20 protein-coding genes are annotated in these 18,232 nt (G+C 68.1%); 15 read left to right on the top strand and 5 right to left on the bottom strand.

Annotated elements, in window-relative coordinates; all coding sequences use genetic code 11:
* Position 1: 1 nt before the first annotated feature.
* Positions 2-1,081, top strand: coding sequence for a mannose-1-phosphate guanylyltransferase (gene manB, locus AC5Y4D_RS08895; protein ID WP_499941741.1), 1,080 nt, complete (start codon positions 2-4; stop codon positions 1,079-1,081).
* A 43-nt stretch (positions 1,082-1,124) separates the two neighbouring features.
* On the opposite strand, the gene AC5Y4D_RS08900 is transcribed toward manB, so the two are convergent.
* Genes AC5Y4D_RS08900 through cofD form a run of 3 tightly spaced genes read right to left on the bottom strand, consistent with a single transcriptional unit; the run spans position 1,125 to position 4,103 of the window.
* Positions 1,125-1,697: an NUDIX hydrolase gene (locus AC5Y4D_RS08900; protein WP_499941743.1), complete on the bottom strand. Its 573-nt coding sequence runs from the start codon at positions 1,695-1,697 to the stop codon at positions 1,125-1,127.
* A 40-nt stretch (positions 1,698-1,737) separates the two neighbouring features.
* On the bottom strand, positions 1,738-3,087 hold the full coding sequence (locus tag AC5Y4D_RS08905) for a coenzyme F420-0:L-glutamate ligase (protein WP_499941911.1): 1,350 nt from the start codon (positions 3,085-3,087) through the stop codon (positions 1,738-1,740).
* Positions 3,088-3,116: 29 nt separating this feature from the next.
* Entirely contained in the window at positions 3,117-4,103 is a 987-nt protein-coding gene (cofD, locus tag AC5Y4D_RS08910) for a 2-phospho-L-lactate transferase (RefSeq protein WP_499941744.1), read from the bottom strand.
* A gap of 349 nt (positions 4,104-4,452) precedes the next feature.
* On the opposite strand from cofD, the gene AC5Y4D_RS08915 reads away from it, so the two are divergent.
* Positions 4,453-4,809 carry a WhiB family transcriptional regulator gene (locus tag AC5Y4D_RS08915; protein ID WP_499941913.1) on the top strand — a complete coding sequence of 119 codons (357 nt, stop codon included), beginning with the start codon at positions 4,453-4,455 and terminating at the stop codon, positions 4,807-4,809.
* 16 nt (positions 4,810-4,825) lie between these two features.
* Here AC5Y4D_RS08915 and AC5Y4D_RS08920 read toward each other — a convergent pair whose 3' ends face one another.
* Complete coding sequence (locus tag AC5Y4D_RS08920; RefSeq protein ID WP_499941915.1) at positions 4,826-5,245, bottom strand: metallopeptidase family protein; 420 nt, start codon at positions 5,243-5,245, stop codon at positions 4,826-4,828.
* Positions 5,246-5,417: 172 nt separating this feature from the next.
* On the opposite strand from AC5Y4D_RS08920, the gene AC5Y4D_RS08925 reads away from it, so the two are divergent.
* The 4 genes from AC5Y4D_RS08925 to manA are packed head-to-tail and all read left to right on the top strand — an operon-like array spanning position 5,418 to position 9,699.
* The gene (locus AC5Y4D_RS08925) at positions 5,418-5,897 is read left to right on the top strand and encodes a DUF3499 domain-containing protein (RefSeq protein WP_499941746.1); all 480 of its coding nucleotides are present in this window, start codon (positions 5,418-5,420) and stop codon (positions 5,895-5,897) included.
* Between the two features lie 53 nt (positions 5,898-5,950).
* Complete coding sequence (locus AC5Y4D_RS08930) at positions 5,951-7,351, top strand: phosphomannomutase/phosphoglucomutase (protein WP_499941748.1); 1,401 nt, start codon at positions 5,951-5,953, stop codon at positions 7,349-7,351.
* On the top strand, positions 7,348-8,418 hold the full coding sequence (locus AC5Y4D_RS08935; protein WP_499941750.1) for a TobH protein: 1,071 nt from the start codon (positions 7,348-7,350) through the stop codon (positions 8,416-8,418). The genes AC5Y4D_RS08930 and AC5Y4D_RS08935 overlap by 4 nt, the downstream gene beginning before the upstream one ends.
* Before the next feature lie 6 nt (positions 8,419-8,424).
* Positions 8,425-9,699, top strand: a complete 1,275-nt coding sequence (gene manA / locus AC5Y4D_RS08940; RefSeq protein ID WP_499941751.1) for a mannose-6-phosphate isomerase, class I — start codon at positions 8,425-8,427, stop codon at positions 9,697-9,699.
* On the opposite strand, the gene AC5Y4D_RS08945 is transcribed toward manA, so the two are convergent.
* The gene (locus AC5Y4D_RS08945) at positions 9,683-11,077 is read right to left on the bottom strand and encodes an FAD-dependent oxidoreductase (protein ID WP_499941753.1); all 1,395 of its coding nucleotides are present in this window, start codon (positions 11,075-11,077) and stop codon (positions 9,683-9,685) included. The two genes, manA and AC5Y4D_RS08945, sit on opposite strands and share 17 nt — an antisense overlap.
* Positions 11,078-11,144: 67 nt before the next feature.
* Between AC5Y4D_RS08945 and AC5Y4D_RS08950 the strand changes: the two genes are divergently transcribed.
* The 9 genes from AC5Y4D_RS08950 (at position 11,145) to mtrA (ending at position 18,226) form a co-directional block, all read left to right on the top strand.
* Positions 11,145-12,602 carry an amino acid permease gene (locus AC5Y4D_RS08950; protein ID WP_499941755.1) on the top strand — a complete coding sequence of 486 codons (1,458 nt, stop codon included), beginning with the start codon at positions 11,145-11,147 and terminating at the stop codon, positions 12,600-12,602.
* A 119-nt stretch (positions 12,603-12,721) separates the two neighbouring features.
* The gene (locus AC5Y4D_RS08955; RefSeq protein WP_499941757.1) at positions 12,722-13,981 is read left to right on the top strand and encodes an alkane 1-monooxygenase; all 1,260 of its coding nucleotides are present in this window, start codon (positions 12,722-12,724) and stop codon (positions 13,979-13,981) included.
* Complete coding sequence (locus AC5Y4D_RS08960; RefSeq protein WP_499941759.1) at positions 13,978-14,154, top strand: rubredoxin; 177 nt, start codon at positions 13,978-13,980, stop codon at positions 14,152-14,154. The genes AC5Y4D_RS08955 and AC5Y4D_RS08960 overlap by 4 nt, the downstream gene beginning before the upstream one ends.
* Before the next feature lie 10 nt (positions 14,155-14,164).
* Positions 14,165-14,350 (top strand): rubredoxin, encoded by a 186-nt coding sequence (locus AC5Y4D_RS08965; protein WP_499941761.1) that lies wholly within the window; start codon positions 14,165-14,167, stop codon positions 14,348-14,350.
* Positions 14,347-14,997, top strand: a complete 651-nt coding sequence (alkX, locus tag AC5Y4D_RS08970) for a TetR family transcriptional regulator AlkX (RefSeq protein WP_499941763.1) — start codon at positions 14,347-14,349, stop codon at positions 14,995-14,997. Before AC5Y4D_RS08965 ends, alkX begins: the two co-directional genes overlap by 4 nt.
* Positions 14,998-15,114: 117 nt before the next feature.
* Positions 15,115-16,587, top strand: coding sequence for an adenosylhomocysteinase (gene ahcY, locus AC5Y4D_RS08975; RefSeq protein WP_499992428.1), 1,473 nt, complete (start codon positions 15,115-15,117; stop codon positions 16,585-16,587).
* 33 nt (positions 16,588-16,620) lie between these two features.
* Positions 16,621-16,833 carry a hypothetical protein gene (locus tag AC5Y4D_RS08980; RefSeq protein WP_499992429.1) on the top strand — a complete coding sequence of 71 codons (213 nt, stop codon included), beginning with the start codon at positions 16,621-16,623 and terminating at the stop codon, positions 16,831-16,833.
* Positions 16,827-17,459, top strand: a complete 633-nt coding sequence (locus tag AC5Y4D_RS08985) for a dTMP kinase (RefSeq protein WP_499992430.1) — start codon at positions 16,827-16,829, stop codon at positions 17,457-17,459. Before AC5Y4D_RS08980 ends, AC5Y4D_RS08985 begins: the two co-directional genes overlap by 7 nt.
* 80 nt (positions 17,460-17,539) lie before the next feature.
* Positions 17,540-18,226, top strand: a complete 687-nt coding sequence (gene mtrA, locus AC5Y4D_RS08990) for a two-component system response regulator MtrA (RefSeq protein ID WP_065160645.1) — start codon at positions 17,540-17,542, stop codon at positions 18,224-18,226.
* Positions 18,227-18,232 lie beyond the last annotated feature (6 nt).

An 18,232-nucleotide genomic window follows, 5' to 3' on the forward strand; every position in this document is an offset into this window, starting at 1 on the left:
GATGGCGACCCATCAAGTCGACGCGGTGGTGCTGGTCGGCGGCAAAGGGACCCGGCTACGACCGTTGACGTTGTCGGCGCCCAAGCCGATGTTGCCGACGGCAGGGCTGCCGTTCCTGACCCATCTGCTGTCGCGGATCGCGGCCGCGGGCATCGAGCACGTGGTGCTGGGTACCTCCTATCGGGCCGAGGTGTTCGAGGCCGAGTTCGGCGACGGCTCCAAGCTGGGGTTGCAGATCGAGTACGTGACCGAGGAGAACGCGCTGGGCACCGGCGGTGGCATCGCCAACGTCGCCGGCAAGTTGCGCCACGACACCGTGATGGTGTTCAACGGCGACGTGCTGTCCGGTGCCGACCTGGGCCAGCTGCTGGAGTTCCATCACGGGCATCAGGCCGACGTGACGTTGCATCTGGTGCGGGTGGGCGACCCTCGCGCGTTCGGTTGCGTGCCCACGGACTCCGACGGCCGCGTCACCGCCTTTCTCGAGAAGACGCAGGATCCGCCGACCGACCAGATCAACGCCGGCTGTTATGTGTTCGGGCGCGACGTGATCGACCGGATTCCGCGGGGCCGGGAGGTCTCGGTGGAACGTGAGGTGTTCCCGTCCCTGCTCTCGGCCGACGACGTCAAGGTGTGCGGGTACGTCGACGCCACCTATTGGCGCGACATGGGCACGCCGGAGGACTTCGTGCGTGGTTCGGCGGACCTGGTGCGCGGGATCGCGCCGTCCCCGGCGCTGCACGGGCAGCGTGGTGAGTCGTTGGTGCACGACGGCGCCGCGGTGGCGCCGGGCGCGCTGCTGATCGGCGGCACCGTCGTCGGGCGGGGTGCGGAGATCGGCCCGGGGGCGCGGCTGGACGGCGCGGTGGTCTTCGACGGCGTCAAGGTCGAGGCCGGCAGTGTGATCGAGCGTTCGATCCTCGGCTTCGGCGCCCGCATCGGTCCGCGGGCGCTGATTCGCGACGGCGTGATCGGTGACGGTGCCGACATCGGCGCGCGCTGCGAACTGCTGCGCGGCGCGCGGGTGTGGCCGGGGGTCTCGATTCCCGACGGCGGAATCCGGTACTCGTCCGACGTCTAGTTGTTGTGGCGAGCAGACGCAAAAGCCCCCTGAAACGGCCGTTTCAGGGGGCTTTTGCGTCTGCTCGCCGCACTGACGTGCGGCGCGCTGAGGCGCGGTCCACCAGGTACTTCAGGGCGTGATCGGTGCCGTCCGGCAACGCCTCGGCCGGCCACCACTGCAGGTCGTCGGACTCGTCGCTGAGCACGATCTGAGCCCCGGCCGGTGCATGGGCCACGAACTGCAGATCCACGTGCCGGGTCGGCACGCCCAGTGAGCAGGTGACCGGATGCACGTGCAGCGCAACGAGTTCGGGGTCCACGCGCAACCCGTCGACGCCGGACTCTTCGGTGGCTTCGCGCAGTGCGGCGGCCAGGATGTCGGTGTCCTCGGGTTCGCAGTGCCCGCCCAGTTGCACCCAGCGGCCCAGCCTGGGGTGCAGGGTGAGCAGCACCCGTTCGCCGCTGTCGTCGAACACCAACGCCGAGGCGGTGACGTGGCCCGGTACACATTCGCGCACGCAGGAGTCTTCGCGGGCCAGCACGAAGGTCAGCACGGCCTGCCGAAGCGCATCCTGGGCGGGGTCAGGTGTCTCCCAACCGCCCAGCAGTTCGATCACCGAGTCCCGGAGGTTCATCGCGCGCCTCGTCTGTCAAAACCCGCGCCGGCGGAGGTCTTCACTTGCGGATCAGCAGGTCGTCGACCGGGACCGGGTCGCGCAACCCGGCGGGCTCGGCCGGGTACCCGATGGCGATCGCGCCCAACGGTTCCCAGTCGGCGGGCAGCCCCAACTCGGCGCGGACCAAATCGGCGGCGAAGATCGTCGACCCGATCCAACAACTGCCGACTCCACGCACCGCCAGCGCGACCAGCAGCCCCTGCACGGCAGCCCCGACCGCGACGGTGAACATGGTGTGCTCGGCCTCGGTGCGCGCGGCATCGGGATAGCTGTGGGCGCCGTCCGGCACCAGCATGGGAATCACGACTTCTGGTGCGTCATAGAGGATCTGGCCGCGCGAGACCCGGCGGTCCACCGCGTCGGCGGGTCTGCCGTCGGCGGTGAGGTCCGCGCGCCACTTGTCCTTCATCCGGTCCAGCAGCCGGGTTCGGACCGTGGCGGTCTGCAGCCAGACGAACCGCACCGGGCGGGTGTGGTGGGGCGCCGGGGCGGTCAACGCCTCGGCGACGGCGGCTTCGACGAGTTCGGGTGGCACCGGCTGGTCGCTGAACTGGCGGATCGAACGACGCGACAGCTGCGCCTGACGACGGCCGAGATCCAGCGCCTCGGCGGTGCCCAGCCAGAACAGGTCCTCGGAACCGGCGCGCACCAACTGCCGCGCGCTCGAACCGTCGTCCACCGGGTCCAACCCGCGCACCACCGCGACCGGCATCGCGGTCAGCTTGCCCTTGACCAGGTCGGCGGCGGCGGCCACCTCGTCGGCGACGGCGATCTCGGTCACCACCAGATCGTTGCCGTACCGGTCGGCAGCCCCCGAATAGTTATGCAGCACAGCAATTCCCGCGCTGCCGATGGCGGCGTCGATCTGACCGTTGCGCCAGGCGCGGCCCATGGTGTCGGTGATGACGACGGCGACGGTGACGCCGAGCCGCGCGCGTAACCCGGCCCGCAGCGCGGCCGCGCTGCCGTCCGGGTCGACGGGCAACAGCGCCAATTCCGAACGGCCGACGTTGGATCCGTCCACCCCGGCGGCGGCCTGCACCAGGCCCAGCCGGTTCTCGGTGATCAACGTACGCTCCTTGCGGGCCAGCACCCGCACCGCTTCGCCGTCGACGAGCTTGCGGCGCAAGGTGTCTCGGCGCTCCGGATCGAGGGGTGCCGGAACCAGCCGGCCCTCGCATTTGGACACGACCTTGCTGGTGACCGCCAACACGTCCCCGTCGCGCAGCCACGGCGCCGCCGCGGCCAGGGCGGCACTGAGGTCGTCACCCGGACGGAACTCGGGAAGCCCGGTGACAGGCAGTATTTCGATCGCAGTCGCGGTGCCGTGCTCACCCGCCGGCGGCAGCGCCGGTTCGAAATGAGGACCGGGCCCGCTCACACCGCCACGCCCGCCAGATCCAGCCCGGCACGCACCATCTCGGCCGTCGCTGCCGGATCGCTCATCAACAACGGTATGGAACGCACGGTCACACCGTCGATTTCGGCGGTGTCGCCGTCGTGCACCAACCAGTGATCCAAGATCCCGGTGCCTCGGCGGGCACCGTAATACCGACCCACCGCCTGCGCGGTGCTATCCACACCGATCACCGAAAGGCAGGCATCGGCCATGCCGCGCAACGGCTTTCCCCCGATGATCGGTGAGTATCCGACGACTGCGGCGCCGGTGGCCCGCAGCGCGGCCCGGATGCCCGGCACCGCCAGGATGGCGCCCACGCTGACCACCGGATTGGACGGTGCCAGCATGATTACGTCGGCCTCACCGATGGCCGCCGTCGCTTCGGTTGTGGCGCTGGCCTTTTCGGCTCCGACGAAAGCGAAGCTGTGGGTGGGTACCTGGGCACGGTAACGCACCCACCACTCCTGGAAGTGAATCGCCCGCCGGGTCCCGGCTTCGGGGTCGGTGATCACCACGTGCGTCTCGCAGCGGTCGTCGCTGGCCGGCAGCAACCGTGCGCCGGGTTGCCAGCGGTCGCACAGCGCCGCGGTGATCTGCGACAGCGGGTAGCCGGCGTTGAGCATCTGAGTGCGAACCAAATGGGTGGCCAGGTCCCGGTCACCCAGGCCGAACCAGTCGGGCTGCACGCCATAGCGCGCGAGTTCCTCTTTGGCATGCCAGGTTTCGTCACGGTGACCCCAGCCGCGCTCCGGGTCCACCCCGCCGCCCAGGGTGTACATGCAGGTGTCCAGGTCCGGACAGATGCGTACGCCATGGATCCAGGCGTCGTCACCGATGTTGACCACGGCGGTCAGTTCATGCTCGGTCTGATCCGATCGAGCAAACTGCCCAAGGCCGAGCAACTGCTGCACGCCGAGCAGGAATCGGGCGCCGCCGACCCCGCCGACCAGCACGGTGACCTTCACACCGCAGGACAGTACCCGCCCCCCGAAACCGGGATCTCCTCGGTAACCACTGTGGCACAAGGGACTTGTGATACTACTGTGTCCGACACGCCCATGTGGCCGAACAACAGAAACGCCGAAATTCGATCACGAGATGGTATGGAAATGCGGCGAAGTGCTTGACCAGGGTCACCCGCCCGTGTCTAATCACATCAGTGTCATTTCCCGGTTGGCCGGCCGGTTCCGGTGTCGCAGACCGAGATTCGATCACTTGTTCGAATTGGGCATCTGTACATCAGAACAGTGGGAAACCATTTCATTCTCTATGCGAGGAGGCGGGGTCATGTCCTATGAGCACCTTCGGGGCGTAATGGGAGGCGTGCCGCACACCAACTCCGGCTCGGCCGTGACACATCTGCCGATGCCGACGGCACCGGTCCGTCCTCATCTCAGCGTCGTCCCGGATGCGCCCGCCGTATTCGAGCCCGAGCCGCTGCCGGAAGTCCCTGCCGACCAATGGCAGGACAAGGCGCTGTGCGCGCAGACCGATCCCGAGGCCTTCTTCCCGGAGAAGGGCGGCTCGACCCGCGAGGCCAAGAAGATCTGCCTGGGGTGCGAGGTCCGTCATGAATGCCTGGAGTACGCGCTGGCGCACGACGAGCGCTTCGGCATCTGGGGCGGCCTGTCCGAACGGGAACGCCGCCGCCTCAAGCGCGGCATCATCTGAGCCGCCCAGGCCAAGATCAGTCGTCGATCGTCGGGTCGATGACCGAGGGCTCCACGTCCAGATAGATGGCCACCTGCGCCACCAGGATCTCGTGCAGCAGGTCGCCGAGTTCGATGGTGTCCTTGGCTCGTCGCTCAATTGGCTTGCGAAACAACACGATTCGGGCCCGCGTGGCGTTGCCGCGCACGTCGACTCCGGCGGGAATCAGACGGGCCAGCGCGATCGGCCCGTCGGCGATCACCTCGGGCGGCCACTGCACGCTGCCGGGATCCTTGGCGGCGATCCGTGGGATCTCGTCGACGGCGACGTCCAGTTCCGACACCCGGTCCTGCCAGCGCCGCTCGATGGGTTCGTAGGCCTCGAGCACCGCCATGTCGAACCGCTCGGCGCGGCTGCGCCAGCCCGGCACCGTGGGCGGGAGCAACGGACCGCGCAGCTCGCGACCCCGCCGTCGGGACCGGTGCCCGGACGTCCCGGTCCAGCCGCCCCCCGGCCGACCACTGCGGCCGGAGCCGCGGGAATCGCTCACGCGCCGATGGTAACGGTTACACATCGGACCCCGCGTGTCCGGCGCTTCAGCGACGTTTACCCGCGATAGCCTTTCGAGCGTGAACGTACCCCGTCGCTGCTGCCGGCCCGGGTGTCCGCACTACGCAGTGGCAACGCTGACGTTCGTCTACTCGGACTCCACTGCGGTGGTCGGACCACTCGCCACCGCGCGGGAACCCCATTCCTGGGACCTGTGCGTCGGCCATGCCGGTCGCATCACCGCCCCGCGTGGCTGGGACCTGGTGCGCCACGCCGGCCCGCTCAATTGCGAGCCCGCCAATCCCGACGAGGACGACCTGGTGGCGCTGGCCGACGCGGTACGCGAGGGTGCCGTGGCCCGCGGAACTGCGATCGTCAACGGGTTCAGCACGCGCACAGACGGATACGACGGATACGACGACGTCCCGCGCGCCAACGGCGATCATCTGCATCCGGCCGGAGCGCACGCCGCGCCGAGCGGGTCCGTGTTGGCCCCGCCGGAACACCGGTCCGGACGCCGGCGTGGACACTTGCGGGTGCTGCCCGACCCGGCTGACTAAGGCGTCCCGATAGGCTGGCGGCCAAGAGTTCACGTCGTCAGGAGCGCTGCAGAATGTCATGGCCCGCGGAGGCTGTCCACCGTGTCATCAAGGCCTACGACGTTCGCGGACTGGTGGGCGAAGAGATCAACGAGCCGTTCGTCGCCGACGTCGGCGCCGCGTTCGCCCGGCTGATGCGCGGTGAGGGCGCCGGCCAGGTGGTGATCGGCCACGACATGCGTGACAGTTCCCCGTCGCTGGCGGCCGCGTTCGCCGACGGCGTCACCGGCCAGGGCCTGGACGTGGTGCGGATCGGGCTGGCCTCCACCGACCAGCTGTACTTCGCGTCCGGCCTGCTGGACTGCCCCGGCGCGATGTTCACCGCCAGCCACAACCCGGCGGCCTACAACGGCATCAAACTGTGCCGCAACGGCGCCAAACCCGTCGGCAAGGACACCGGACTGACGTCCATCAGCGAGGACCTGATCGCCGGGGTGCCGAACGCGCAGGACCGGCCGCGCGGGTCGGTCAGCGACAAAGACGTGCTGGTCGAGTACGGGGTGTACCTGCGTTCGCTGGTCAACACCGCCGACCTGCGCCCGTTGCGGGTGGCGGTGGACGCCGGTAACGGCATGGCCGGGCACACCGCCCCGGCAGTGCTGGGCGCGATCGGCTCGATCACGTTGCTGCCCTTGTACTTTGAGCTCGACGGCACGTTCCCCAATCACGAAGCCAACCCGCTGGACCCGGCGAACCTGGTGGACCTGCAGGACTTCGTGCGCGAAACCGGCGCCGATATCGGGCTGGCGTTCGACGGCGACGCCGACCGTTGCTTCGTCGTCGACGAACGCGGCCTGCCGGTCTCGCCGTCCACGGTCACCAGCCTGGTGGCCGCCCGCGAACTGGGCCGCGAGATCGGCGCCACCGTGATCCACAACGTGATCACCTCCCGCGCCGTGCCCGAGCTGGTGGCCGAACGTGGCGGCACACCGCTGCGCTCGCGGGTCGGTCACTCCTATATCAAGGCGCTGATGGCCGAGACCGGCGCGATCTTCGGCGGCGAACATTCGGCGCACTACTACTTCCGCGACTTCTGGGGCGCCGACTCCGGCATGCTGGCCGCGCTGTACGTGCTGGCGGCCCTCGGCGAGCAGCACCGACCGCTCTCGGAGCTGACCGCGGACTATCAGCGCTACGAATCCTCCGGTGAGATCAACTTCAAGGTCGCCGACGCACCGGCCTGTGTGGACGCGGTGCTCAAGACGTTCGGCAGCCGGATCCACTCCATCGATCACCTGGACGGGGTGACGGTGGACCTGGGCGACGGCAGCTGGTTCAACTTGCGCAGTTCCAACACCGAACCGCTATTGCGGCTCAATGTGGAGGGGCGCAGCATCGAGGATGTGGACGCGGTGGTCGCACAGGTCAGCGAAAGGATCGCGGCCCAGGGCGCCCGGTCCGGGGCCGGTACGTGAACGCCGTCGGGGCGATCGACCTCGAGGACGCCGACGGCCTGCTCGCCGCCGACCGGGACGGCCTGTTGCGGGCGGCGTCGATGGCCGGCGCGCAGGTGCGCACCGTGGCCGCCGCGCTGGAGGAAGGTGACCTGGATCCGCTGCGCGGGAACGACCGTGCGCGCAGCGTGATCTGGGTGGCCGGCCGCGGTACCGCCGAGACGGCGGGCGTCCTGCTGGCTTCGACCCTGACCACCGCCGCCGCCTCGCCGATCGTGCTGGCGACCGAGGCGCCGCCGTGGGTCGGGCCGCTGGACGTGCTGATCGTGGCCGGGGACGACCCCGGTGATCCGGCGCTGGTCGGCGCGGCCGCGACCGGGGTGCGCCGGGGCGCGCGGGTGGTGGTGGCGGCGCCGTACGAGGGTCCGCTGCGGGACTCGACGGCCGGCCGGGTCGCGGTGCTGGCGCCGCGGCTGTGGACGCCGGACGGGTTCGGGCTGTGCCGGTACCTGGCCGCCGGTCTGGCGGTGCTGCAGACCGTGGACCCCAGGCTGGGATTCGACCTCGCCGCGCTGGCCGACGAACTGGACGCCGAGGCGCTACGCAACAGCGCCGCGCGCGAGTTGTTCACCAATCCGGCCAAGACGCTGGCCGCGCGGATGACCGATTGCCGGGTCGCGTTGACCGGAGACAATGCCGCGACGCTGGCGCTGGCCCGGCACGGCAGTTCGGTGCTGCTGCGCAACGCTCAGCAGGTCGTCGCGGCCACCGGGCTGGCGGACGCGGTGACCGCGCTGCGCCACGGACCCGACGCTTACGGCAGCGTGACGGACGCGCTGTTCCACGACGAGCAGATCGACGGGCCGCTGCCGCAGCGGCTGCGGGTGCTGGCGCTGACGCTGAGCGCCGAGCGCACGGTCGTGGCCGCCCGGGTGGCCGGGCTCGACGACGTGTATCTGGTGGGGGCGCAGGACGACTCGGGTGTCACGACCACGCCGACCGCCACCCAGCGCGTGGAGGAGCAACTGGCAGTATTGGCCGTTCGGCTGGAAATGGCCGCGGTTTACCTGCGACTGGCACGGGGATAGAAGACGGTGGACTTGCTACGCGGAGCCTTGCGCACCTACGCCTGGGGATCGCGCATCGCCCTCGCCGAGTTCACCGGGCGGCCGGTACCGGCCGCGCATCCCGAGGCCGAACTGTGGTTCGGCGCCCACCCCGGCGACCCGGCCTTCTTGGAGACCGCCGACGGTGAGACCTCGTTGCTGGTGGCACTGACCGCCGACCCGGACGGACAGCTGGGCGCGGCGTCGCGGGCGCGGTTCGGCGACGTGCTGCCGTTCCTGGTCAAGGTGTTGGCCGCCGACGAACCGCTGTCGTTGCAGGCTCATCCGAGCGCCGCGCAGGCGGTCGAGGGATATCTGCGCGAAGAGCGACTGGGCATCCCGGTGAACTCGCCGGTCCGCAACTACCGCGACACCAGCCACAAGCCGGAGTTGCTGGTGGCGTTGCAGCCGTTCGAGGCGCTGGCCGGTTTCCGGCAGGTGGCACGCACCCGCGCGCTGCTCCAGGCGCTGGCCGTCTCCGACCTCGACCCGTTCATCGACCTGCTCGGTGACGGATCCGGCGACGGATCCGACGACGGATCCGGCGACGGATCCGACGACCAGTCCGACGCTGACGGCCTGCGCGCGCTGTTCACCACCTGGATCACCGCACCCCAACCCGACCTCGACGTCCTGGTGCCCGCTGTGCTCGACGGCGCCATCCACTACGTCAGTTCCGGCGCAACCGAATTCGCCGCTGAAGCCCGGACGGTGCTGGAGCTGGGGGAGCGCTACCCCGGCGACGCCGGCGTGCTGGCCGCGCTGCTGCTCAACCGCATCAGCCTGGCCCCGGGTGAGGCGATCTTCCTGCCGGCCGGCAACCTGCACACCTACCTGCGCGGCTTCGCGCTGGAGGTAATGGCCAACTCCGACAACGTATTACGCGGCGGACTCACCCCCAAGCACGTCGACGTGCCGGAGTTGCTGCGGGTGCTGGACTTCACCCCCACCCCCGAGTCGCAACTGCGCCCGCCGGTCCGCCCCGACGGGCTGGCGCTGTGCTATGAAACCCCGGCCGAGGAGTTCGCGGTCGCTTTGTTGGTGCTCGACGGCGACCAGCTGGGCCATGAGGTCGACGCGCCGTCCCGGCATGACGGTCCGCAGATCCTGTTGTGCGCCGAGGGATCGGTGACAGTGCACGCCAAGTCCGACACCCTGATCCTCGATCGCGGCGCCGCCGCCTGGGTGGGCGCCGACGACGGTCCGATCCGGCTGTCCGCCGAGGCGCCGGCCCAGCTGTTCCGCGCTACCGTCGGGCTGTAGCCGGGCGCCGACGCTGCCGCTGTTCGCCCAGCCAGAGCCGCATGTTGTGCGCGATGGTACGACCCAGTATCGACGGCGACGGGATCATGTACAGGCTGTCGAGCAGGGAGAATCGACGCAGAAACCATTCTCCCAGAACGGGATTCGTCTCTGCGGCGCCGAGGAACTGCTCGAACAAGCCGCCCGCCGCGCGATACCACCGTGGTTCGGGGTCCATGACGGCGTGGTGGAACGTCACGTCACCGATGGCGTTCATCATCCACACCGGGAACGTGGTCTTGGCGGTGAGGCGACTCAGTTCGGTGGCCAGATCTTCCTCCGGTGATTCCAGTGCCCGGCGCAGATGCCCGGCCTGCAGCGACGTCATCGTCATGCCCTGGCCGAACGTCGGGTTGAAGCTGGCGACCGCGTCGCCGATCGGCACGATTCCGGCCGGGAAGCGCTCCAGCTTGTGATAGCGCCGCCACCGGCTGACCGGAAAAGCATGGAAGGCCGGTTCGCCGACGGGTTCGGACTGCGCCAGCGCGGCGTTGAAATGGTCGGGTAACAGCTCTTTGGCCAGCCCCAGCATCTCGGGAAAGGTCCGCGGCGGTTTGGCATGCCCCACCCCGAAGGTGGTCAGCACCCAGGTGCGGTCCTCGTAGAACAACATGCCCAGCCCGAGCGGTTGGTCGTGCGAGGCGCCGGCCACCACCACCTTCTCCTGGATCAGGCCCTCGGGCATCCGGAAGCGGTGAGTGGCGTAGTTGATGCCGATGTCCACGGTCGCCTCGGGTGCGCGCTCGTAGCCCCACTGGGTGAGCCACACCGGTAGCCGGGTGCCGCGTCCGGCCGCGTCGACGACGAGATCGGCCTCGACGAATTCGGGGTCCTCTCCCGGTTCCCGCGGATCCAGCAGCACGCCCGTCACCCGCTGTAACGGGGGCTCGAACCGTGGCTCGGCGACGGGGCGCTGCACGATCTGGACGTTGTCGATGGCCGCGGTGCGTTGCCGGATCTGCCATTCCAGGTGCGGGCGACTCGGCACGTAGGCGGTGAACTCGTCACGCAGCGTGTGGCCGGTGCCCAGCACGTGACCCGCCGCGCCCAGATGGATGCAGTCCGGGCGGTTCTCCAGCATCGGCACACCGGCGGCGACCATGTCCTGCAGCAGACCCGGATAGAGGCTTTCGAACTCGTTGGCGCCGCGGGCCATCAGCAGATGCAGGTGCTGGTCCTGGGGGACGGTGGCGCGGTTGGCGGGTTCGCTGGGCAGGTCGTCGCGTTCGAAGACCGTCACCCGCGAATAGAAGTCGGACAGCACCCGCGCCGCGCACAGCCCGGCGATGCTGGCGCCGATGACGACTGCGTGATTTCTGTTCCCTGCGCTCCCCACCATCTGGGCAGAGTACCCAGTACTGTCCGGTCACAGAACGCACCGCGGCGCTTTGAAGGGAACGGGTCGGATGGCGAATCGCTGGCGCACGAAAACGGTCGAGCAGTCGATCGCCGACACCGACGAGCCGAGCACCCGGCTCCGTAAGGACCTCACCTGGTGGGATCTGGTGGTCTTCGGCGTCTCGGTGGTGATCGGGGCCGGCATCTTCACCGTGACCGCCTCGACGACCGGCGACATCACCGGGCCGGCCATCTGGATCTCGTTCTTGATCGCCGCGGCCACCTGCGCGCTGGCAGCACTGTGTTACGCCGAGTTCGCCTCGACCCTGCCGGTGGCCGGCAGCGCCTACACCTTCTCCTATGCCACCTTCGGCGAACTGCTGGCCTGGGTGATCGGCTGGAACCTGGTGCTGGAACTGGCCATCGGTGCCGCCGTCGTCGCCAAGGGATGGTCGAGCTATCTCGGCACGGTGTTCGACTTCGCCGGGGCCACCGCCCATTTCCGCTGGTTCAACGTCGACTGGGGTGCCCTGCTGATCGTCACGCTGGTGGCGGTCCTGCTGGCGCTGGGCACCAAACTGTCCTCGCGCTTTTCCGCCGTGGTGACCGCGATCAAGGTCTCGGTGGTCATCCTGGTGGTCATAGTCGGGGCCTTCTACATCAAGGCGGCCAATTTCCAGCCGTTCATCCCCGAACCGGAAACCCAACACGGCGGGAGCGGTCTGGACCAGTCGGTGCTGTCGATGCTCACCGGCGCCGGAGGTAGCCATTACGGCTGGTACGGCGTGTTGGCAGGCGCGTCGATCGTGTTCTTCGCGTTCATCGGCTTCGACATCGTCGCCACCATGGCCGAGGAAACCAAGGAGCCGCAGCGCAACGTCCCCCGCGGCATCCTGGCGTCGCTCGGTGTGGTGACCGTGCTCTACGTGGCGGTGTCGATCGTGCTGTCGGGCATGGTCTCCTACACCGAACTCAAGACGGTGAACCATCATTCGGCGAACCTGGCCACCGCGTTCCAGGCCAACGGCATCTACTGGGCCAGCGGCATCATCTCGGTGGGCGCGCTGGCCGGGCTGACCACGGTGGTGATGGTGCTGATGCTCGGCCAGTGCCGGGTGCTGTTCGCGATGGCGCGCGACGGGCTGCTGCCGCGCGGCCTGGCCAAGACCGGCAAACGCGGCACGCCGGTGCGCATCACCGTGCTGGTCGCTGTCGTGATCGCCGCCACGGCCTCGGTTTTTCCCATCGACAAGCTCGAAGAGATGGTCAACGTGGGCACGTTGTTCGCGTTCGTGCTGGTGTCGGCCGGCGTGATCGTGCTGCGCAGGACGCGTCCCGACCTGGAACGCGGGTTCAAGGCGCCCTGGGTGCCGCTGCTGCCGATCGCGTCGGTGTGCGCGTGCCTGTGGCTGATGCTCAACCTGACCGCGCTGACCTGGGTGCGGTTCGGTGTGTGGCTGCTGATCGGGGTCGTCATCTACCTCGGCTACGGGCGCCGGCACTCGACTCAGGGGAGCCGCAGCTAGACAAATCCGATCAATTTGGACAGTTGCTTTACAAAACAGCGCTCTGTGTCTAGACAGGAGACGCAGACTGCCGTAATGTCCAATCTCAACGTGGGGTGACACACAAGGAGGTTTGGAATATGACCACACACATCGACGCCCTGAGCGCGGAAGCGCCGGCGACACAGTGGCGCGACAGGAAGCGCTATCTGTGGCTGATGGGGCTGATTCCGCCGACGATGCTGTTCGTGATGCTGCCGATCGTCTGGGGTCTCAACCAGCTGGGCTGGCACACCGCGGCGCAGGTGCCGTTGTGGATCGGGCCGATCCTGCTGTACATCCTGTTGCCGATTCTCGACCTGCGGTTCGGGCCGGACGGGCAGAACCCGCCCGACGAGGTGATGGAGCAACTGGAGAACGACAAGTACTACCGCTACTGCACCTACATCTTCATCCCGTTCCAGTACGCCAGCATGATCCTGGGTGCCTACCTGTTCACCGCGTCCGATCTCAGCTGGCTCGGCTTCCCTGGTTCTGAAGGCGGACTGGGCTGGCTGGGCAAGATCGGCGTCGCGCTATCGGTGGGTGTGCTCGGCGGCGTCGGGATCAACACCGCACACGAGATGGGGCACAAGAAGGACTCGCTGGAACGCTGGCTGTCCAAAATCACCCTGGCGCAGACCGCCTACGGGCACTTCTACATCGAGCACAACCGCGGCCACCACGTGCGCGTCTCCACCCCGGAGGACCCGGCGTCGTCACGGTTCGGCGAGACGTTCTGGGAGTTCCTGCCGCGTAGCGTCATCGGCAGCGCCCGCTCCTCGGTGCACCTCGAGGCGCAACGCATCCGCCGGCTCGGCAAGAGCCCCTGGGACCCCCGGACCTACCTGTCCAACGACGTGCTGAACGCCTGGGCGATGACCGCGGTGCTGTTCGGGGTATTGATCGCGGTGTTCGGTGTCAGCCTGGTCCCCTTCCTGATCATCCAGGCGATCTTCGGATTCTCCCTGCTCGAAGCCGTCAACTACCTCGAGCACTACGGCCTGCTGCGGCAGAAGAACCCGAACGGTCGCTACGAGCGGTGCGCACCGGTGCACAGCTGGAACTCCGACCACATCGTCACCAACCTGTTCCTCTACCACCTGCAACGGCACAGCGACCACCACGCCAACCCGACCCGGCGCTACCAGACGCTGCGCAGCATGGCAGGGTCACCCAACCTGCCCAGCGGGTACGCGTCGATGATCGGGCTGACCTACTTCCCGCCGCTGTGGCGCAAGGTGATGGACCACCGGGTGCTCGAGCACTACGACGGCGACATCACCAAGGTCAACGTGCAGCCGCGGCTGCGGGAGAAGTTGCTGGCCAAGTACGGAGCCCCGAAGGAACTCGCGGCATGACGGTTTCCAGCACCTACAAGTGTCCGGTGTGTGACTACGTCTACGACGAAGCCAAAGGCGATGCCAGGGAAGGGTTTCCGGCCGGCACGCCGTGGGACCAGGTTCCCGACGATTGGACCTGCCCGGACTGCGCCGTCCGAGAGAAGCCCGATTTCGAACCCGTCCAAGGTTAGGAGCAAGACCATGAACGACGACTACAAGCTCTACCAGTGCGTGCAGTGTGGTTTCGAATACGACGAGGCGCTGGGCTGGCCGGAGGACGGCATCGCTGCCGGCACCCGTTGGGACGACATCCCCGAGGACTGGAGCTGCCCGGACTGCGGCGCGGCGAAGTCGGACTTCGTGATGGTGGAGGTGGCTCGCCCATGATCGGCACCAACTTCGTGGCCAAAACAGCTATGGTCGCGCCTGTGAAGCGGATTCCGTACGCCGAGGCCTCCCGGGCCCTGTTGCGTGAGTCGGTGCTGGACGCGATGCGGGACCTGCTGCTGACCCGCGACTGGTCGGCCATCACGCTCTCGGACGTGGCCCGGGCCGCCGGCATCAGCCGGCAGACCATCTACAACGAGTTCGGCTCCCGTCAGGGCCTGGCCCAGGGTTACGCCCTGCGTCTGGCCGACCGACTGGTCGACACCGTCAAGGCGGCGCTGGAGGCCAACATCGGCAACATCTACGAGTCGTTCCTGCAGGGTTTCCGCGCCTTCTTCGTCGAGACGGCGGCCGACCCGCTGGTGATCTCGCTGTTGACCGGGGTCGCCAAGCCGGATCTGCTGCAGCTGATCACCACCGACAGTGCGCCCATCATCACCCGGGCGTCGGCGCGGTTGTCCACGGCGTTCACCCAGACCTGGCTGGCCACCAGCGACGACGACGCGAACGTGTTGTCCCGGGCGATCGTGCGGCTGTGCCTGAGCTACGTGTCGATGCCGCCGGAGTCCGACCACGACGTCGCGGCCGACCTGGCCCGGCTGATGACACCCTTCGCGGAGCGGCACGGGGTGAACCTGGAATCCTGACAGTCCCCCAGTTGGGTAGGGGTATACCGACGGGCGGCTACAGTGGCTGAGGATCAAACCTCGGCGCTGTAGCCGCCTGCCTTTTTCACAAGCCCGCACGAAGGATGAAACACGACCATGACCACGACCGAAAATTCGCTGACCCCCGACGTCGTCAACGGCATCGATTTCAAGGTCGCCGACCTGTCGCTGGCGGATTTCGGCCGCAAGGAACTCGACCTGGCCGAGTACGAGATGCCCGGCCTGATGTCGCTGCGCCGGGAGTACGCCGAGGTGCAGCCGCTGAAGGGGGCCCGCATCTCGGGGTCGCTGCACATGACGGTGCAGACCGCGGTGCTGATCGAGACCCTGACGTCGCTGGGCGCTGAGGTCCGGTGGGCGTCCTGCAACATCTTCTCCACCCAGGACCACGCGGCCGCGGCCGTCGTCGTCGGCCCACACGGCACGCCCGACGAGCCCAAGGGTGTCCCGGTGTTCGCCTGGAAGGGCGAGACGCTGGAGGAGTACTGGTGGTGCGCCGAGCAGATGCTCACCTGGGAGGGCGAGCCGGCCAACATGATCCTGGACGACGGCGGCGACGCGACCATGATGGTGCTGCGCGGCATGCAGTACGAGAAGGCCGGTGTGGTCCCGCCCGCCGAGGAGGACGACTCCGCGGAGTGGAAGGTCTTCCTGAACCTGCTGCGTAAGCGCTTCGAGACCGACAAGGAGAAGTGGACCAAGATCGCCGAGTCGGTCAAGGGCGTCACCGAGGAGACCACCACCGGCGTGCTGCGGCTCTACCAGTTCGCCGCCGCCGGCGACCTGGCCTTCCCGGCGATCAACGTCAACGACTCGGTGACCAAGTCCAAGTTCGACAACAAGTACGGCACCCGGCACTCGCTGCTCGACGGCATCAACCGCGGCACCGACGCGCTGATCGGCGGTAAGAACGTGCTGATCTGTGGCTTCGGCGACGTCGGCAAAGGCTGTGCGGAAGCCGCCAAGGGTCAGGGCGCGCGGGTGGCCGTCACCGAGATCGACCCGATCAACGCGCTGCAGGCGCTGATGGAGGGCTACGACGTGGTGACCGTCGAGGACGCGATCGCCAACGCCGACATCGTGGTGACCTCGACCGGCAACAAGGACATCATCACCCTCGAGCACATGAAGGCCATGAAGGACCACGCGATCCTGGGCAACATCGGCCACTTCGACAACGAGATCGACATGGCCGCGCTGGAGCGCTCGGGGGCGACCCGGCTCAACATCAAGCCGCAGGTCGACAAGTGGACCTTCGGCGAGACCGGCCGCTCGATCATCGTGCTCTCCGAGGGCCGGCTGCTGAACCTGGGCAACGCCACCGGGCACCCGTCGTTCGTGATGAGCAACAGCTTCGCCAACCAGACCATCGCGCAGATCGAGCTGTGGACCAAGAACGACGAGTACGACAACGAGGTGTACCGGCTGCCCAAGCACCTGGACGAGAAGGTGGCGCGGATCCACGTCGAGGCGCTCGGCGGGAAGCTGACCAAGCTGACCAAGGAGCAGGCCGAGTACCTCGGCGTCGACGTCGAGGGCCCGTACAAGCCCGACCACTACCGCTACTGAGCCCGGTCGCTCTATCGCGAGCGTCACGCCAGCGTGGCAACCGACACCGAGCGTCACGCCAGCGTGGCAACCGACACCGAGCGTCACGCCAGCGTGACGGCCGACACCGAGCGTCACGCTAGCGTGGCAACCGACACCGAGCGTCACGCCAGCGTGGCAACCGACACCGAGCGTCACGCCAGCGTGGCAACCGACACCGAGCGTCACGCCAGCGTGACGGCTGACCGGCGGGCGGCGCGGTGCTGATCGCGATCGAAGGCGTCGACGGCTCGGGCAAGCGGACGTTGACCGAGGGCCTACGCAGGTCCTTCGAGGCGGCCGGCAAGTCGGTGGCCACGTTGGCGTTCCCGCGCTACGGGCGCTCGATCACCGCCGACCTCGCGGCCGAGGCGCTACGCGGAGCCCACGGCGACCTGGCCGAGTCGGTATATGCGATGGCGACGCTGTTCGCGCTCGACCGCGCCGGGGCCGTCGGGGAGATCCAGGGGCTCACCGCCGAACACGACGTGCTGATCCTGGACCGCTACGTCGCCTCCAACGCCGCCTACAGCGCGGCGCGCCTGCATCAAGACGCGACCGGCGAGGCGGTGGCCTGGATTAGGCAGATCGAATACGAGCGCCTGGGGCTGCCGCGCCCGGACTGCCAGATCCTGCTCGCTGTACCCGCCGAACTCGCCGACCAGCGCGCCCGCAGCCGCGCCGAACAAGACCCGCAACGGGCCCGGGACAGCTACGAACGCGACGACGGACTGCAGCGGCGAACCGGCGCGGTGTACGGGGAGCTGGCCGCCGCGCAGTGGTGCGGACGCTGGCTGGTGGTGTACGCCGACGTCGATCCGGAGGCCTTGGCGGCCACTTTGACCGTCGTTTAGCACAAAATCGCCTCGATTTGTCCTCATCAATCACGAAACGCCCGTGTGGCGCGACAGTTTTGTCCTGATCTGGTGACACCATGGAGGCCATGAGGCAAAGGATTCTGGTCGTCGACGACGACGCTTCGCTGGCCGAGATGCTCACCATCGTGTTGCGTGGGGAGGGTTTCGACACCGCGGTGATCGGTGACGGTACTCAGGCCCTGACCGCGGTGCGTGAGTTGCGCCCCGATCTGGTGCTGCTGGACCTGATGCTGCCCGGCATGAACGGCATCGACGTGTGCCGGGTGCTGCGTGCCGATTCGGGGGTGCCGATCGTCATGCTGACCGCCAAGACCGACACCGTCGACGTGGTGCTGGGTCTGGAATCCGGCGCCGACGACTACATCATGAAGCCCTTCAAGCCCAAGGAGCTGGTGGCGCGGGTGCGGGCGCGGTTGCGCCGCAACGACGACGAGCCGGCCGAGATGCTGTCCATCGCCGATGTCGACATCGACGTGCCGGCCCACAAGGTCACCCGCAACGGCGAGCAGATCTCGCTCACCCCGCTGGAGTTCGACCTGCTGGTCGCGTTGGCGCGTAAACCGCGCCAGGTGTTTACTCGTGATGTGCTGCTCGAACAGGTGTGGGGATACCGGCACCCGGCGGACACCCGCCTGGTGAACGTGCACGTCCAGCGCCTGCGCGCGAAGGTCGAGAAGGACCCCGAGAACCCGACCGTGGTTCTGACCGTTCGAGGAGTGGGATACAAGGCCGGACCTCCGTGATCCCGG

This window comes from Mycobacterium sp. NGS67 (assembly GCF_059812185.1).

What these genes read in the sequence shown, in the direction of transcription:
- manB (WP_499941741.1), top strand. Translation starts at nt 2, where the DNA reads ATGGCGACCCATCAAGTCGACGCGGTGGTGCTGGTCGGCGGCAAAGGG.
- AC5Y4D_RS08900 (WP_499941743.1), bottom strand. Translation starts at nt 1,697, where the DNA reads ATGAACCTCCGGGACTCGGTGATCGAACTGCTGGGCGGTTGGGAGACA.
- AC5Y4D_RS08915 (WP_499941913.1), top strand. Translation starts at nt 4,453, where the DNA reads ATGGGAGGCGTGCCGCACACCAACTCCGGCTCGGCCGTGACACATCTG.
- AC5Y4D_RS08930 (WP_499941748.1), top strand. Translation starts at nt 5,951, where the DNA reads ATGTCATGGCCCGCGGAGGCTGTCCACCGTGTCATCAAGGCCTACGAC.
- AC5Y4D_RS08945 (WP_499941753.1), bottom strand. Translation starts at nt 11,077, where the DNA reads ATGGTGGGGAGCGCAGGGAACAGAAATCACGCAGTCGTCATCGGCGCC.
- AC5Y4D_RS08950 (WP_499941755.1), top strand. Translation starts at nt 11,145, where the DNA reads ATGGCGAATCGCTGGCGCACGAAAACGGTCGAGCAGTCGATCGCCGAC.
- AC5Y4D_RS08955 (WP_499941757.1), top strand. Translation starts at nt 12,722, where the DNA reads ATGACCACACACATCGACGCCCTGAGCGCGGAAGCGCCGGCGACACAG.
- AC5Y4D_RS08960 (WP_499941759.1), top strand. Translation starts at nt 13,978, where the DNA reads ATGACGGTTTCCAGCACCTACAAGTGTCCGGTGTGTGACTACGTCTAC.
- AC5Y4D_RS08965 (WP_499941761.1), top strand. Translation starts at nt 14,165, where the DNA reads ATGAACGACGACTACAAGCTCTACCAGTGCGTGCAGTGTGGTTTCGAA.
- alkX (WP_499941763.1), top strand. Translation starts at nt 14,347, where the DNA reads ATGATCGGCACCAACTTCGTGGCCAAAACAGCTATGGTCGCGCCTGTG.
- ahcY (WP_499992428.1), top strand. Translation starts at nt 15,115, where the DNA reads ATGACCACGACCGAAAATTCGCTGACCCCCGACGTCGTCAACGGCATC.
- mtrA (WP_065160645.1), top strand. Translation starts at nt 17,540, where the DNA reads ATGGAGGCCATGAGGCAAAGGATTCTGGTCGTCGACGACGACGCTTCG.